14 protein-coding genes are annotated in these 13,286 nt (G+C 63.9%); 5 read left to right on the top strand and 9 right to left on the bottom strand.

The annotated features are described in order from the left end of the window. Positions 1–33: 33 nt before the first annotated feature. The 4 genes from HFC70_RS23960 to thrC form a co-directional block, all read right to left on the bottom strand. On the bottom strand, positions 34–2,946 hold the full coding sequence (locus tag HFC70_RS23960) for an EAL domain-containing protein (RefSeq protein WP_168475829.1): 2,913 nt from the start codon (positions 2,944–2,946) through the stop codon (positions 34–36). Then, a complete protein-coding gene (locus tag HFC70_RS23955; RefSeq protein ID WP_168475828.1) occupies positions 2,943–3,557 on the bottom strand; it encodes a GNAT family N-acetyltransferase in 615 nt (204 codons plus the stop codon). Before HFC70_RS23955 ends, HFC70_RS23960 begins: the two co-directional genes overlap by 4 nt. Positions 3,558–3,728: 171 nt before the next feature. Further along, positions 3,729–5,027, bottom strand: coding sequence for a pitrilysin family protein (locus tag HFC70_RS23950; protein ID WP_168475827.1), 1,299 nt, complete (start codon positions 5,025–5,027; stop codon positions 3,729–3,731). Positions 5,028–5,047: 20 nt separating this feature from the next. Beyond that, on the bottom strand, positions 5,048–6,454 hold the full coding sequence (thrC, locus tag HFC70_RS23945) for a threonine synthase (RefSeq protein WP_210259420.1): 1,407 nt from the start codon (positions 6,452–6,454) through the stop codon (positions 5,048–5,050). A 303-nt stretch (positions 6,455–6,757) separates the two neighbouring features. On the opposite strand from thrC, the gene HFC70_RS23940 reads away from it, so the two are divergent. Further along, on the top strand, positions 6,758–7,333 hold the full coding sequence (locus HFC70_RS23940) for a hypothetical protein (protein WP_168475825.1): 576 nt from the start codon (positions 6,758–6,760) through the stop codon (positions 7,331–7,333). A gap of 76 nt (positions 7,334–7,409) precedes the next feature. Next, positions 7,410–8,363, top strand: coding sequence for a diacylglycerol kinase family protein (locus HFC70_RS23935; RefSeq protein ID WP_168475824.1), 954 nt, complete (start codon positions 7,410–7,412; stop codon positions 8,361–8,363). A 39-nt stretch (positions 8,364–8,402) separates the two neighbouring features. Here HFC70_RS23935 and HFC70_RS23930 read toward each other — a convergent pair whose 3' ends face one another. The 4 genes from HFC70_RS23930 to HFC70_RS23915 form a co-directional block, all read right to left on the bottom strand. After that, entirely contained in the window at positions 8,403–9,092 is a 690-nt protein-coding gene (locus HFC70_RS23930) for an HAD family hydrolase (protein WP_168475823.1), read from the bottom strand. A 114-nt stretch (positions 9,093–9,206) separates the two neighbouring features. Beyond that, positions 9,207–9,641 carry a type II toxin-antitoxin system HicB family antitoxin gene (locus HFC70_RS23925; protein WP_168475822.1) on the bottom strand — a complete coding sequence of 145 codons (435 nt, stop codon included), beginning with the start codon at positions 9,639–9,641 and terminating at the stop codon, positions 9,207–9,209. Between the two features lie 115 nt (positions 9,642–9,756). Further along, positions 9,757–10,338, bottom strand: a complete 582-nt coding sequence (locus tag HFC70_RS23920; protein ID WP_168475821.1) for a TetR/AcrR family transcriptional regulator — start codon at positions 10,336–10,338, stop codon at positions 9,757–9,759. 1 nt (position 10,339) lies between these two features. After that, complete coding sequence (locus tag HFC70_RS23915) at positions 10,340–10,684, bottom strand: multidrug efflux SMR transporter (RefSeq protein WP_168475820.1); 345 nt, start codon at positions 10,682–10,684, stop codon at positions 10,340–10,342. 231 nt (positions 10,685–10,915) lie between these two features. Here HFC70_RS23915 and HFC70_RS23910 point away from each other — a divergent pair, with 231 nt between their 5' ends. Further along, the gene (locus HFC70_RS23910) at positions 10,916–11,659 is read left to right on the top strand and encodes a carbonic anhydrase (protein ID WP_168475819.1); all 744 of its coding nucleotides are present in this window, start codon (positions 10,916–10,918) and stop codon (positions 11,657–11,659) included. A gap of 63 nt (positions 11,660–11,722) precedes the next feature. Here HFC70_RS23910 and HFC70_RS23905 read toward each other — a convergent pair whose 3' ends face one another. Then, entirely contained in the window at positions 11,723–12,409 is a 687-nt protein-coding gene (locus HFC70_RS23905) for a helix-turn-helix transcriptional regulator (RefSeq protein ID WP_168475818.1), read from the bottom strand. 75 nt (positions 12,410–12,484) lie between these two features. Between HFC70_RS23905 and HFC70_RS23900 the strand changes: the two genes are divergently transcribed. Both HFC70_RS23900 and HFC70_RS23895 read left to right on the top strand, forming a co-directional pair. Further along, positions 12,485–12,829: an NIPSNAP family protein gene (locus tag HFC70_RS23900; RefSeq protein ID WP_168475817.1), complete on the top strand. Its 345-nt coding sequence runs from the start codon at positions 12,485–12,487 to the stop codon at positions 12,827–12,829. After that, positions 12,826–13,176, top strand: a complete 351-nt coding sequence (locus HFC70_RS23895; RefSeq protein WP_168475816.1) for an antibiotic biosynthesis monooxygenase — start codon at positions 12,826–12,828, stop codon at positions 13,174–13,176. The genes HFC70_RS23900 and HFC70_RS23895 overlap by 4 nt, the downstream gene beginning before the upstream one ends. The last annotated feature ends 110 nt before the right edge of the window (positions 13,177–13,286 follow it).

Here is a 13,286-nt window from a genome sequence, read left to right as displayed (position 1 = left end):
TATCCCTGATTGATTGGGCAACGTGAGCAGCCCTTACGCCCGCTTCACCTTCGGATAGCGTTCCTTCAACATCTTCTGCACGGTCTCGGTGCCGACGGGGGCGCCGAACAGGTAGCTTTGGCCGAGGCGGCAGCCCATTTTCAGGAGTTCGGCAGAATCCTCTTCCGTCTCTATCCCCTCGGCCACCACCTCCATGTCCATGTCGCGTGCCATGGAGATGATCGAGCGCAGCAGGATGGCGCGTTTGTCGCTGCGGTCGGCCACCAGCGCCCGGTCGAGCTTGATCGTGTCGAAGGGGAAGCGGGTGAGATAGGCCAGCGACGAATAGCCGGTGCCGAAATCGTCGAGCGCCAGGCTGATGCCGGTTTCTTTCAGCTTGCCCAGCACCAGTCGGGCCTGTTCCGGATTTTCCATGACCATGGTCTCGGTCAGTTCCAGCTTCAGCCGCTTCGGGTCGCACTGGGTTTTCGACAGCATGGCGCGCACGTCGTTGAACAGTTCGTTGTTGAGCAGCTGCGCACTCGACAGGTTGATCGACACGAAGATCGGCATCTCGGCGGTGTGCCGCTCCCAGTCCATCAGGTCGCTGGTGGCGCGTTCCAGCGCAAACATGCCAAGCGGCTCGATGAGATCGGACATTTCGGCGATCGGAATGAATTCCGACGGCGGAATGGTGCCGCGCTTGGGATGGTCCCAGCGCATCAGCGCCTCGAAGCCGGCAATCTCGCCGCCTTCGAGATTGACGATCGGCTGGTAGGCCATCGACAGTTCCTGCCGCTCGATGGCGCGGCGCAGATCCGTTTCCAGCTGCAGCCGGTCCGTGCCGGTGCCGCGGAAGGCCGGGCGGAACGGTTCGACGCGGTTGCCGCCGGCCCGTTTGGCCCGGTACATCGCCAGTTCCGCATCCGACAGAAGGCCGGCAGCGCTCTCCTGCTGGTCGACCCAGGACACCAGCCCGATCGAGGCGGTCAGGATGATCTCGCGATTGGCGAAATTGATCGGCACCATGATCGCCTTGCTGACCGCATCGGCGAAATCGGCCACCTTGGACGGGTCGCGCTCAGAAACCAGGATCAGGCCGAACTGGTCGCCCGACAGCCGCGCCAGCGTGTCCTGCGGCTTCAAAAGGCGGCGCAGCCGACGCGTCAGCGCGATCAGGATATTGTCGCCGGCCGAAATGCCGAGCGTGTCGTTGACCTGCTTGTAGCGGTCGATGTCGATCGCCATCACCGTCGGGCGCAGCGTGTCGCCGGCCGGCGCGAGCGCCAGCACCGATTGCAGCCGGTCGAGAAACACTTCCCGGTTCGGCAGGCCCGTCAGGTTGTCGGTCATCGCATCCTGCAGCAGCCGGTCGATGGTGTTCTTGTGTTCGGTCACGTCGATGATCGTGCCGACGCAGCGAATGACTTCGCCGTTCGAGCCCAGCACCGGCCGGGCGCGGATCTGCAGCCAGTGGAAATGGCCGTCTTCGGCGCGAATGCGGAATTCGTGGTTGAGGCGGCCCTTGCGGTGTTCGAGCAGCACGTCGAGCGTGGCGCGAAACCGGTCGCGGTCGTCGGGATGCAGACGCGGCAGCCAGTTGCGCACCGGCCCGTGCATCGTGCCCTGCGAGAGACCGAGGCGGATCGACATGTCGGGAATGGTGATCACCCGGTCGCGCGCCACGTCCCAGTCCCAGACGGTGTCGCCGGCTCCGGTCAGCGCCAGCGATTGGCGCTCCAGATCGGAGAACAGGCCCTGCTGGTAGGCGCCGCCGGCAAAGGCGTGCTGCATGACGGTGAAGCCGATCAGAAGCACGATCAGCACCAGACCGCCGCCATGGGCCGGCTGGATGATGTCGTTGTCGAGCTGGCCGGTCACCGTCAGCCAACCGCCGAACAGCCAGACGATGATCAGCGCCCAGGTCGGCACCAGCAGGATCGCCCGATCGTAGCGGTTGAAGCCGAGATAGATGATCAGCACGATGCCGGCGGTGGCCGTCAGGCCGAAGGACAGCCGGGCGATGCCCGACGCGATCGACGGATCGTAGATGGCGACGCCGAACAGCAAACCGAGGCCCAGAACCCAGGCAAAGGTGGCATAGCCCAGATGCGCATGCCAACGGTTGAGGTTGAGATAGGTGAAGAGGAAGATGACCAGGCTCGAGGCGAGCGCCACTTCCGCGCCAGCCCGCCATATGCGCGCGTCGCTGGAGGTGACGCTGATCAGCTTGCCGAGAAAGCCGAAGTCGACGCAGATGTAAGCGAGCACTGCCCAGGCAAGGGCCGCGGCCGCCGGCAGCATGGACGTGCCCTTGACCACGAACAGGATGGTCAGGAACACCGCCAGCAGGCCGGCAATGCCGAGCACGATGCCGCGATAGAGCGTGAAGGCGTTGACCGTATCCTTGTAGGCGTCAGGCTCCCAGAGATAGATCTGCGGCAGGGTGGGGGTGGCAAGCTCCGCCACGAAGGTGATCACCGAACCTGGATTGAGCGTGATGCGAAACACATCAGCCTCTTCGCTCGGCAGCCGATCGAGCGCGAACCCTTCGCTCGGCGTGATGGCGATGATGCGCTGCGAGCCGAGATCGGGCCAGAACATCTTGGAATTGGCCAGCCGGAAATGCGGCGCGACGATGACGCGCTCCAGCTGCTCTTCCGACACATTGGCGAGCGCAAACACCGCCCAGTCGCCCTGGTGGCGGTCCGAACTGGCACGAACCTCGATGCGGCGACGGATGCCGTCGGCGCCGGGCGCCGTCGAGACCTGGAAGGCCTCGCCCTGGTTGGAATAGATTTCCGTGGTGGCGGTGAGGTCCAGCGCCGTGTCGTCGCGGGCGATCTTCACCGGCTCGGCGGCAAAGGCCGGCGCTGCGGCCAGCAAGGCGAGGGCGCAAAGGGTGATGGCCAGCATCGCGGCCGCCAGGCGGCGCGATGCGCCGTGCAGTCTGTGAGCGTGCGTCATGGGGACGCTGGTTTCCCGCGGCCGGCCGTCGGTTCGGCCAACCGGGAAAAGATCGCGTGATCCCGCCACTGGCCGTTGATGTTCAGATAATCCCGCAAAAGACCTTCCCGCTGAAAACCGGCTCGCTCCAGCAGCCGTATGCTCTTTTCGTTGTCTGGAATACAGGCTGCTTCGATCCGGTGCAACTCAAGTTCCCGGAACATGTACGGAATTGCCAATTGAAGTGCGGCAAACATATGGCCCTGACCGGCAAAACGCTCGCCCATCCAATAGCCGATCATGCAGCATTGCGCCGCACCCCTGCGGATCAGCCCGATGGTCAGGCCGCCGAGCAGCGCCTCGTCCTCGCGACGGAAGAGCAGCAGAGGCACCGCCAGTCCACAGGAATATTCCTGGGCATTGCGGTTGACGCGGGTGCGGAAGGCGCTTTCGGTCAGTTCGTCGGCACGCCATGTCGGCTCCCACGGCTGCAGGAATTGCCGGCTCTCCGAGCGCAGCTTGTACCATTGACGATAGTCGGAGTTGCGCGGCAGCCGCAGAAAATGCCGGTCGTCGCCTATCTCCGGCTTGTCCGGATGTCGGGACAGAAACCCAAAAACCGATCGTGCCATCAGCCAACCCCTGGCAAAGTCCGGTCAGGCGCCGCGCTGCCGTTTGCTTTTTGAAATCCCCTTGGCCCACATTAGCGTAAAACCATGGCCGTACAAGCGGCAAAGCCTCCGCAATTCAAGGGGATAGGCGTGCCCATCGGATGCGGGCAGCACCGTATCGAGTGGAAAAACTCAGCCCGCCGCCTTCATTGCCTTGGCGGTCCCTGCCGTCAGCGCGCCGACAATATTGTGCATCGGCGCCAGCTGTTCGACCGGACCGATCGCCGAAAGCGTCGGCGCCGTGTCGAAGAACAGCCGGCCGGCAAGGTCGGTCAGGCGGTCGACGGTGATGCTTTCCAGCCGTTCCATCAGCTCCGGATTGGAGATCGGTCGGCCATAGAGCATCATCTGTCGGGCGATCTGGCCGGCACGCGCCGCCGGGCTTTCCTGGCCCATCAGCAATTGCGCGCGGATCTGGGCGCGCGAGCGCTCGATTTCCTGCTGCTCGATCTTGTCGGAGGATTTGCGCAACTCGTCAATGATCACCGGCAGCAGTTCGGGTAGGTTCTCTCCGCCGGTCGCGGCATGGATGCCGAAGATGCCGGTGTCGGAAAAACCCCAGTGGAAGGCATAGACTGAATAACAAAGGCCGCGAAACTCCCGCACTTCCTGGAACAGCCGCGAGGACATGCCGCCGCCGAGGATATTGGCGAGAATCTGCGAGCAGTAGAAGTCGCGCGCATGATAGGCGCGGCCCTCGAAGCCGATCAGCAATTGCGCATCCATCAGGTCGCGCTTCTCGCGGATATCGCCGCCGGTATAACGGGCGGCGGTGACCAGAGGCGAGGCTTCCGGCTTCTGGCGCAGCGTCGAAAAGCGCTGCTCGACCTGCTTGACGAAGCTGTCGTGGTCGACGGCACCGGCCGCCACCACGAACATCCGGTCCGTGGTGTAATTGCGGGCGAGATAGGCGCGGATCTCGTCGCTGGAAAAGGAATTCACCGTTTCCGGCGTGCCGAGGATCGAACGGCCGAGCGTCTGTCCGGCAAAGGCTGTCTCGGAAAACCGGTCGAACACCACGTCGTCGGGCGTGTCGTTGGCAGCGCCGATTTCCTGCAGGATGACATGCTTTTCGCGGACGAGCTCGTCCTCGTCGAATTCCGAATCCGTCAGGATATCGGCGAGGATATCGACGGACAGGCTGACATTTTCCTTGAGAACCCGGGCATAATAGGCCGTGGTCTCGGTGGAGGTGGCAGCGTTCAGTTCGCCGCCGACATTCTCGATTTCCTCGGCGATCTGGCGGGCCGTGCGCGAACGCGTCCCCTTGAAGGCCATGTGCTCGAGAAGGTGGGCAATGCCGTGTTCTGAGTCCGTTTCGTCCCGGGCGCCGGATTTGATCCAGGTTCCGAGCGCCACGCTTTCGAGATGCGGCATATGCTCGGTTACGACCGTCAGCCCGGAAGGCAACCGGGTGCACTCAACATTCATGTTCCGTCTTTCTGCGCGTCTCAATTACAGGCCCGGGCATGATCGCCGACAAAGGTTTCGACGGTTTTAAGCTCGGGTGCCAGAATTTCGAAGCGCTCCTCCCTGTCCATCAGATCAGCAAGCCACGTCGGAAGCGCCGGGTCAATACCGCAGGCGGATTTTACGGCCGCCGGGAATTTCGCCGGATGGGCTGTCGCGAGCGTGACCATCGGGCTTGCCGCCTTCTCGTGCTTTCCTGCAACGAAGACGCCAACCGCGCTGTGCGGATCGAGAAGGTAGCCGGTTTCGGCCAATGTGTCACGAATCGTCTTGGCCACCTGCTTCTCGCTGGCGCGGCCGGCGCGGAACAGCTTGCGGATCGCTTTCAGCGCATGCGGCTTGATTTCGAAGGAGCCGGATTGCCTCAGCCCTTCCATCGCGGCGCGGATATCGCCGGCGTCCCGGTCGCCGGCCTCAAACAGCAGCCGTTCGAAATTCGACGAGATCTGGATGTCCATCGACGGCGAGGTGGTGGCCTTGACGCCGCGCATCTCGTAGCGCCCGGTTTTCATGGTGCGGGCCAGAATGTCGTTCTCGTTGGTGGCGATCACCAGCTTGTCGATCGGCAGGCCCATCTGCCTGGCGACGTAGCCGGCGAAGATATCGCCGAAATTGCCGGTCGGCACGGTAAACGACACCTTGCGGTCCGGGCTGCCCAGCGACACGGCGGCGGTGAAATAATAGACCACCTGCGCCATGATGCGCGCCCAGTTGATCGAGTTGACGCCCGACAGCTTGACGCGGTCGCGAAACGCCTGGTCGTTGAACATCGCCTTCACCAGATCCTGGCAATCGTCGAAATTGCCCTCGATCGCCAGCGCGTGCACGTTGGGGGATTTCGACGAGGTCATCTGGCGTTGCTGCACCGGCGAGACCTTGCCATGTGGGAAGAGGATGAAGATGTCGACGCTTTCGCGCCCGGCAAAGGCGTCGATCGCCGCCCCGCCTGTGTCGCCGGAGGTGGCGCCGACGATCGTGGCGCGCTCGCCGCGCTTGGTCAGCACATGGTCCATCAGCCGCGCCAGCAATTGCATGGCGACATCCTTGAAGGCGAGTGTCGTGCCGTGGAACAGTTCCAGCACATAGGAATTCGGCCCGGTCTGCACGAGCGGCGCCACGGCCGGATGGCGGAAGGTGGCATAGGCCTCGTCGATCATGGCGCGCAGCGCCTCGTCCTCGATCTCGCCGTCGACGAAGGGTTGCAGCACCGCAAAGGCGATCTCCTGATAGGATTTGCCGCGCAGCGCCCGGATCTCCTTCTTCTTCATCTCCGGCCATTTGCGCGGCACGTAGAGGCCGCCGTCGCGGGCAAGGCCGGCCATCAGCGCGTCGCAGAAGCCGAGGTGAGGGGCTTCGCCCCGCGTCGAGATATAGTCCATGCCAATCATCCCTGATGGAAAATGCGAAAGCCGAGACGGCCAGGAAAATCTAATGCAAGTGCGCGGCAGCCGGTGGTCATATTGCGCCAGAATGTGAGGCCCGGCTTCGCAGTCGCGTTACTGGTCGATGAGACCAACGTCGGCGCCGCGCATCCTGTTCCTGGTATATCCGGTGAAAATTGAACCAAAACGGCGGCCGCCCAATCGATTTTTTGCTGCGCCGCTGGTATAGACCATCCGCAACGGTTATGAAAAGGCCTCAATCGGCTGGTTATGACCGGTGGGGGAGTGTAATGCGGAAGGTGCTGTCAGGTGTTTGAATACGTAACGCGCAGTGTGGTTGCCTTGTCTCTCGTGGCGGTTCTGGCCGGCTGCAATACCGACAATCCCAATGCGGCGCTGAGCCCCGGTGCCACGCCAACGACCGGTAATCCGGCCGCCGCCGATCCGGCCCAGCCGAGCCCGGCCGTCGTCCAGGCCAATTGCCCGGCTATCGTGCTGCGCGACGGCACGGCTTCCTATCGCACCTATGCCAAGGGCGCCAAGGACAAGCCGGACCAGGTCGTCTACCAGGCCGCGCTGGCCGATACGACACGCGCCTGCGTGCTGTCGCCGGATGGCAACCTGACGATCAAGGTCGTGGTGCAGGGACGCCTGATCGCCGGCCCGGCTGGCAAGGCCGGAACGGTCAGCCTGCCGATCCGCGTTGCCGTGACCGATGGCGACAAGGTACTCTATTCGGAGCTTACCAAGTTTGATGCGACGCTGGCCGATGTTGTCCAGCCGACCCAGTTCATCTTCACCAAGGACAATGTCACGGTTCCGTCCGCCCTTGGCAGCCTCGCCAAGGTCTATGTCGGCTTCGACGAAGGCCCGGCAAAGAAGTAAGCGCCGGTACCGCCATGTCTCTTTCCATTTTCGCCCCGGGGGGGCGGGCGCGCTTGTCGCTTCTTGGTGCGTGGGCGTGACAGTCGCGATCATCCGAAACCCTGCAGCCGGTGGCTGGAGAGGACGCCTCTCCTGGCCGGCCCTGCGCACGGCATTGCAGACCGTCTTTCCCGGCGCCGAGATTGTCGAGACGGCGGAAAGCGGCGACGGCGCTCGCCTGGCCGCCGAATTCTGTGCCCGCAATGTTTCGCTGGTGGTGGCCGTCGGCGGTGACGGCACGATCGGCGAAGTGGCCGACGGCATCATGCGGTCTGCCCGCCCGAAGACCGCCTTCTCCTTCGTCCCGGCCGGAACGGGATCCGATTTCGCGCGCAACTTCGCCTGGCCGTCCGATACCGTGGCCATGGCACAAGCGATCGCCGCGGCGGAGCCGCGCACCATCGACATCGGCCGGCTGACGCGTCCTGCTCCGGATGGCTCGACCTCGACCCGGCATTTCATCAATATCGCCAGTTTTGGCGTGTCGGGCGAGGTGGTTCGGGCGATCAACGAGGGCGGCTCCGGCGCCGTCCTGCCGGGCTCCTTGCGCTTTCACCTGACGTCGGTCCGGCAGATTTTGCGCTATAAGCCGCAGTCGGTGCGGGTCAGCGTCGACGGCGTGGAGATCCATCGCGGGCCGATCACCACCATCGCGGTGTCGAATGGCCGGTTCTTCGGCGGCGGCATGCAGGTCGCGCCGGCCGCCGATCTGGCCGACGGACTGTTCGACATCGTCGTCCTGGGCGGCGCAAGCCGCCTCAAGGTGCTCTCGATCCTGGCCTCGCTCTATCGCGCCGGCCATGTCGGCAATCCGCTGGTCGGCTCCTATCGTGGCCGCGTGGTCGAAGTCGAGCCTCTGGACGGTGAAGAGGGCCGCGCCCTGCTCGAGTGCGATGGCGAGATGTTCCGGCATGTGCCGGCCCGCTTCGATCTCCTGCCGGCCGCGCTGACCGTCAAGCTGCCGCCGGCTTTCGGCAGAGCAGTGGCTTAAAAGCAGACGCTCGCGCCGTTTGCCGTTCAGTAAAAAAGATCAGAAAGGGCCGCCCCATTCGGCCATCGCAGCGATGACGGCCGGCAGGTCCATCATGCGGGCGATGACGGTTTCCGCACCGGCATCGGTCAGCCGGTCGGCATGGGAGGGATAGGTGTGCGAGGCGCCGGTAAAGCCGACCACCCGCATGCCGGCGGCCCGTGCCGCATGCACGCCATGCACCGAATCCTCGATCACGATGCAGCGGTCCGGCTTGACGTTGAACTGCGCGGCGCCATGCAGGAAGATATCCGGCTTGGGCTTGACCCGGTCGGCGCCGAGCGCCTTGGCGGAATAGATATGCGGCGCGAAACTGTCCCGCAGGCCGACCTTGGTCAGCATCATGTCGAGACGGTCGGCGCCCGAATTCGAGCAGATGCAGCGCGGCCCCTTGAGGCGCGACAGGGCGAAGACGACGCCCTCGATGATCTTCACCTCGCGCGCCAGCCGCGCGTCGAGCAGCTTTTCGGATTTGTCGAGCAGGCTTGCCGACAGCGGAATGTCGACTTCCTTCTCGACCGTCAGAAGAATGTTCTTCCAGGTCATGCCGGCAAAGCGCTCGCCCATTTCCTCGACCGAAATCGGATAGCCGGCCTCATTCAAAAGCGCCGATTCCACCTCGGCGGCGATGATCTCGGAATCGACGAGCACGCCGTCGCAATCGAAAAGGGTAAGGTCGAAACCGCTCATGTCAGGGAAATCCGTTTGTCGCGTCTGGGAAGGCGGACTGAACTACACGATGGCGGACAAAAGAACAATCAGGCAGTTGCGGCGAACGGATATTCCTGGCGGGCGAAGGCGGCTTCAGATCGACCGGCCAGAACCCTTGTCACCGCTGGCCTTTCCAGCCGCCGCGATGTCCCGTTGCGCGGCCCGCGCCAGAAAGGCCGACCGCGACAGTCCGCTCGCCTTGGCAAAGGCGTCGATCTGCCGAAGAACGTCTTCCGGCAAGGTGATGTTGAGCCTCACGGCCTTGCGGCTGGCGGTTTTCAAGAGAACGAGAATGGCCACGGCATCCCGGTTGTCCGGATCGGTCATGACGGCTTCGAGGCTGGAAGGCTCCGGAATGGCATTGCCATCCTCGATCATGCCTTCGACATGAAAGGCGAGCGCCTCTTCGGCCATGCGACGCGCATCATCCAGATCGATGCCGGCCGTCACAACGCCTGGAAAATCGGGAAAGGAAACGCCGTAGTCGCTGTCGGCGTCCTTGTGAATCAGTCCGATAAAATTACGCATCCTGTCTACCTCAGTTTCAACCCGGCCTGTTTTTCGATGCTCTTCAGAGTGTGTATTGATACACATCTTTAGTGAAGGGCGGCAAGTCCGGCCGTCTGCAGGCATGGTGAAGGGATCACACCTGGCGAGGCGCCGGGGACAATCGCGTCAAGGCCAGCAGTTGCGGCTCCAGCGCTGCCACGTCGCGCCGCGACACGCTGTCCTTTTCCAGCAGATCGGACAGCCAGACGCCGTCGGCGGCAAGGCGGACCACCGCCAGTGTCGGCATGTCGTCGGTATCCCGGTGCCGCTTGAGCCGGGCATCGAGCCATTGCGACCACAATTGCCGCAGGGCCGGCTCGGTGATCAGCGAGACCGAAAGTGCTGCCCAGAGGCTGCATGCGCCAAGCGTCCGGTCGGCAAAGCAGGCCCGCACATAGGCGCGGGTAAACCGCCCGATGGGATCGGGATCGCTGTCCATCAGGCTCTCGATTTCGTGGTCCAGCTGGTCGAGCAGGTCGGCGAATACAGCTTCGATCAGCGCCTGCTTGCTGGCAAAGTGATGCAGCAGCCCGCCCTTCGTCACGCCGGCGGCATCGGCCACCGCCTGAATGGTGACGGCAGCCAGGCCCTGTTCGGCGGCAAGTTTTGCCACGCAGTCGAGCAAAGCGCGCCGCACCCGTTCGGGCTGTTTGCGGCGGTGATGGGCGGTTGCCATGTTAGTGCGACACGGAACTGGAGAAGGTGTTCATGAACACCACGCCGGCCACGATCATGCCGATGCCGACCAGCGCCGGCAGGTCGAGCGACTGCTTGAACACCACCACGCTGATGATCGCCGTCAGCACGATGCCGAGCCCGCCCCACATGGCATAGGCAATGCCGAGCGGCACGCCCTTCAGCGCCTGCGACAACAGGTAGAACGAGGCGACATAGAACACGACCATGGCCAGCGTCGGCCCCAGCCGGCTGAACTGCTCCGATTTCTGCAGGAAGGTCGTGCCGATGACTTCGAGCACGATGGCGCCGGCAAGCGAACTATAGGCGATGAGGGCGGGGTTCATGGCGGAAGCCTTCTGCAGCAGGGTCAGCCATAAAGATACCGTATGGTCGGTTTCTTCGCAAGCGGCCTTTGCGCGCTGGACTTCGCCCTCGACAGACGGGCCGCCGCGATACTCGGGACGGCCACCATGAATTCTCTGTAATGAATTTATCAAAACACAATTTTGCCTGCTTGTCGGAGCGAGTTTCGCCGCGGCCGTTCGGCCATCCAACCACTCTACAGGACATCCAGCATGTGCCAGGACTGCGAAACGCAAACCCTCAATCGCCGCAATCTCTTCAAGCTCGCAGGCGTCGGCCTGACGGCCGCCGCCCTGGTCGCCAGCGTGCCCGCGCACGCCGCCACCACGCCAGTCCTCCCCACAGGCACTTCACCGGTCACCTCGCCGAGCGAAGCCCTGGCCCGGCTGAAACAGGGCAATCAGCGCTTCGTTCAGGACGCGGAAGCCTGCGCCACCCATATGGCCGCGACGCGTGGCGAACTCGCTGGCAGCCAGCATCCCTGGGCCACCATCCTCACCTGTTCCGACAGCCGCGTTAGCCCTGAGCTGGTGTTCGGTGGCTCGACCCTCGGGGAACTCTTCGTCATCCGCAATGCCGGCAACGTGCTCGATACCGGCGCGCTCGGCACCATCGAATATGGCACCGAACACCTGAAGTCGCCGCTCGTCGTGGTCATGGGCCACAGCAAATGCGGCGCCATCACCGCGGCTTGCGACGAGGTGACGAAAGGGGCCGAGCTCGGTGGCTCGATCGGCAAGATGGTCCAGCCGATCCTGCCGATCGTGCTGTCGGCCAAGGACAAGGGCTCCGATCTCATCGCGCAAACCGTCCGTCTCAACGCTATCTCCGGTGCGCGCCGGATCGCCGAGGAAAGCCGCATCGTCAGCGATCTCGTGGCCGCAGGACGCGTCAAGATCGTCGCCGCCGTCTACGATATCACCAGCGGCGAGGTCGAGTTCATCGAGGATATTTGAGCGGCTCTGAAAGCATAGGGCGGGCGGCGGCCAAGACCCGCCGCCTGCCGTGCAAGCCCGGCCTCAGGCCTGCGCAGGAAACATCGCCTGGAACCGCCGGTCGCCATCCGGGGAAAAGGCCATGACACGGCTGCCCGGCTCGCGACGCGCCAGGCCTGTTTCGACAAAATGCTCCAGCAGCGCCTTGCCGAGCGAGCCGGCCATATGGGCCCGCCTCTCGCTCCAGTCGAGGCAGGAGCGGCAGAGCGGCCGGCGCAGCGCTTTGAGCGGCGCCACGTCGATGCCGAATCCAGCCAGCAGGCTTTCGCCCGCAGCAGTCAGCGCCAGCGCCTCGCCATCCACCTCGATCGCGCCGCGCGCCACCAGGCTGTCGAGCATGCGCACGCCATAGTCGCCGGCCAGATGGTCGTAGCAGATCCGCGCCTTGCGCAACTCCGGTTCCTTCGGCCCCAGCCGGTGGCGCAGATGGCCGCGGCTGGCGGCAAAACCCATCAGCCCCTCGATCAGCCCGCCGACGGTCTCGTCGGCAAACGAGAAATAGCGATGCCGACCCTGCTTCTGCTGGCGGATCAGCCCGCCATCCTCGAGCTTGGAGAGATGCGAGCTGGCGGTCTGCACGGTGACGCCAGCCGCCCCGGCAAGCTCGGTTGCCGTCAGCGCCCGACCGCCGAGCAGCGCCACCAGGATATTGGCGCGGGCCGGATCTCCAACCAGCGAGCCGATGCGGGCAATGTCAGGACCTTCAATCATGCTTCGATGGTAATCGAAGCATCTGCGTTGCGCAATATGCCAAACAGACGGGGCATCGCAAAAAGGAGTGCCTCGATGATCACCTGTTTCATCCGCTACGAGATCGATCCGTTCGCCAGGCAAGACTTTGCCCAATATGCCGCGGCCTGGGGCCAGGCGATCCCGCGCTGCGGTGCCGACCTGATCGGCTATTTCGGTCCGCATGAGGGGTCTGCGACCACGGCCTATGGCGTCTACACCATCGACAGCCTGGCGGCCTACGAGGTCTACCGGACGAAGCTTGCCGCCGATCCGCTCGGGCGCGAGAATTACGAGTTCGCCAAGCGCAAGCGCTTCATCCTGAAGGAAGACCGGATTTTCCTGAAGAACATGTCGCTGCCCCATGGCCCGGCCGGCACCGATCCAGAGGTGTTGCCATGATCGCGGTGATCTTCGAGGTCACGCCCTATCTCGGCAGCCGCAGCGCCTATCTGGACATCGCCGCGGACCTGAAACCCCGGCTCGAGCGCATCGACGGATTCCTGTCGATCGAACGCTTCGAAAGCATGAGCCTGCCCGGCAAGATCCTGTCGCTGTCCTTCTGGCGCGACGAGGCGGCAGTCAAGCGCTGGCGCAATACCGAGGCGCACCGACTGGCCCAGCACTCCGGCCGCAACGGTATCTTCGCCACCTACCGCCTGCGCGTGGCAAGCGTCTCGCGCGACTACGGCATGACGGAACGCGACGAGGCGCCGGACGACAGCCGGGCGGTGCATGATGGGGGATGAGGGGGCTAGAAAAGACCCTCTCTGGCCTGCCGGCCATCTCCCCGGATGCGTCTCGACCCGCTCCGCAACGATACGGACGACGGTATAACAACAGATCCCCTCCCCACCCT

The sequence above is a fragment of the Agrobacterium sp. a22-2 genome (assembly GCF_012276985.1).
Classification (GTDB): Bacteria; Pseudomonadota; Alphaproteobacteria; order Rhizobiales; family Rhizobiaceae; genus Allorhizobium.
This window is presented reverse-complemented; position numbering and strand designations above follow the sequence as displayed.